Source organism: Arthrobacter sp. Hiyo1, assembly GCF_001263615.2.
Taxonomy (GTDB): domain Bacteria; phylum Actinomycetota; class Actinomycetes; order Actinomycetales; family Micrococcaceae; genus Arthrobacter.
Genome location: NZ_DF952468.1, coordinates 98972 through 101324, shown reverse-complemented (window position 1 = coordinate 101324; position 2353 = coordinate 98972). Strand labels below are relative to the sequence as shown.

Here is a 2353-nt window from a genome sequence, read left to right as displayed (position 1 = left end):
CCCCTGCCGCCGTCGGCCAGCCCCGCCGCCGTCGGCCAACTGACTCGCATTTGTTGTCGTTTTCGGGGCTGAATACGACATTAAGTGCGAGTCAGTTGGGCTCCTGCGCAGCGTGGAGAGATTCACCACAAAACTTCCCGCACCAAACATCAAACGTCTAACCTTTAAGCATGGCCTCGACTCACCCGACTCCCCACGCAACGGAAGCAACAACTGTGCCCACCAGCGGCGGTACGGTGGCGCCGAAATCCCGGGTGGTCGCCGTCGTCGGGATCGTCGCCGTCATCCTGATCGGCCTGAACCTGCGCGCCGGCATCACCAGCGCGGCGGCGCTGTTCCACGATTTGCAGGCGTTCCTCGGCTACGGGGCGCTCGTCGCGTCGATTCTTCCGTCGATCCCCTTGCTGTGCTTCGCCGTGGCAGGGCTGGGAACCTCGTGGCTGTCGCGCCGGATCGGCGTCGAGAAGTCCATCCTCGTTGCGCTGGCCATGCTGGCCGCCGGACTCCTCGTCCGCAGCATCCCCGCGACCGGCGCCCTCCTCGCCGGGACCGTGCTGGCGATGTCCGGCCTGGCGGTGTGCAACGTGGCCATGCCGTCGTACATCCGCGAGCACTATGCAAGCAAGACGTCCATGATGACCGGCCTCTACACCTTCACGATGTCCGCAGGTGCCACCTTCGCGGCAGCGGTCAGCGTCCCCTTGGCCCAACAGCTGGGCTCGCCCTCGATGGGCCTGGCCGCATGGGGACTCCTTGGCGTCGCCGCACTTCTTGGCTTCCTCCCGATGGTCCTCCACACCCATCGCACTTCACGGAAGGCCAGCCAGGAGCACGTGTCGATGTGGCCCCTCCTGCGCACCCGGCTGGGATTCCTCATCACTTCCATCTTCACGTTGCAGGCCCTCCTGGCGTATGCCGTGATGAGCTGGTTTGCCTACATCCTGACGAGCCAAGGACTGAGCGCTTCCGAGAGCGGCCTCCAGTTCGGGCTCATGCAGCTGGTTTCGGTGGCAGCGGGCATGATCCTGCTGGCCATCGGCTCGCGGCCCGGCATGATGCGCCCCGCCCTGTACCTGGGTAGCGGGACCACCCTCCTGGCAATCCCCGCAATGCTGTTGCTCCCGACGTCGTTCGCCGCGGTTCCCGCCGTGATGTTCGGTTTCGGGCTGGGCATCTTCCCCCTGGTCCTGGTGATCATCAGCCGCAGCGGGCGTACGACGGCGGAGACCACCGCCATGTCCACCGTCGCCCAGTCCGTGGGGTACTTGATTGCGGCTTGGGGTCCGTTCGGCATGGGCCTGCTCCATAGCGCCACCGGTGCTTGGACGCTCCCCTTGGCGCTCCTTGCCGCGGTTGCCCTGGCCTCATGGTCACCTGCCACCAGTTGACCAGCAAGCGGACGCCGATCAAGGCCGGGCCAAGGCCTGTCGCATGAGCCTCACACCTTCGCACCGGCCCGTCCTGGCCGATGAGGTCACCCGCCAGCTGCGCACCATGATCCAGTCCGGGGAGTGGCCCCTGCAGGAGAAGATCCCGGCCGAGCCGGAACTCATGGCCTCGCTCGGAGTCTCGCGCGGGACGCTCCGCGAAGCCATCAAAGCTTTGGCGCACAGCGGCATGTTGGAGGTTCGCCGCGGCGACGGAACCTATGTCCGGGCCACCAGCGAGATCTCCGGCGCGGCCCAACGAATGTACAAGGAACACACGCAGGAGCACGTGGTCGAGGTCCGGGTGGGGCTGGACACCCAGGCCGCCCGACTGGCCACGAAGCACGCCACGGCCGAGGACATCGCCGCAATGCGTGCCCTCCTCCAAGTACGCCACGACGCATGGCTCGCGGCCGACTACCCCGCTTGGGCCCGGGCGGACTGGGATTTCCACGAACGGGTGGCCCTGGCTTCGGGCAACCCGCTGCTGCACCAGTTGTATGTGTCCTTCGGCGGGGTCTTCCACGACGACCTCCTGCGCCAACAACGCAAGGCCGGCTTCAACGGCATCCCCCACGAAGGCCATGACGAGCTCGCCGACGCCATCGAGGCACGCGACGAGGCCGCCGCCGTCGCGAGCGTTTACCGCAACCTGGACTTCGCCGCGGAATGGCTCACGCACTGACCCTCGCTCACACATGGCTGGTTTTTCCCCGACGCTCGCTCACATCTGACCGGCTTTTCCCCGACGCTCGCTCACATCTGTCGCGGTTTTGACCGACGCCCGCTCACATCTATCGCGGTTTTGACCGACGCCCGCTCACATCATGTGAGCGACCGTCTATAGGAAACACCCCAAAGGTGAGCGGGGGTTTCACGAAAAGCCGTCATAGCTGAGCGAGCGTCCGCAGTGGCCCGGGCATCTA

The 2353-nt window shown here is 66.0% G+C and carries 1 protein-coding gene and 1 pseudogene; both read left to right on the top strand.

The window, feature by feature from the left end; all coding sequences use genetic code 11:
* Window positions 1-170 precede the first annotated feature (170 nt).
* Window positions 171-1435 (top strand): annotated as a pseudogene (locus AHiyo1_RS00390) (MFS transporter).
* The gene (locus tag AHiyo1_RS00385; protein ID WP_059387243.1) at window positions 1432-2112 is read left to right on the top strand and encodes a FadR/GntR family transcriptional regulator; all 681 of its coding nucleotides are present in this window, start codon (window positions 1432-1434) and stop codon (window positions 2110-2112) included. Before AHiyo1_RS00390 ends, AHiyo1_RS00385 begins: the two are co-directional and overlap by 4 nt.
* The last annotated feature ends 241 nt before the right edge of the window (window positions 2113-2353 follow it).

What these genes read in the sequence shown, in the direction of transcription:
- AHiyo1_RS00385 (WP_059387243.1), top strand. Translation starts at nt 1,432, where the DNA reads ATGAGCCTCACACCTTCGCACCGGCCCGTCCTGGCCGATGAGGTCACC.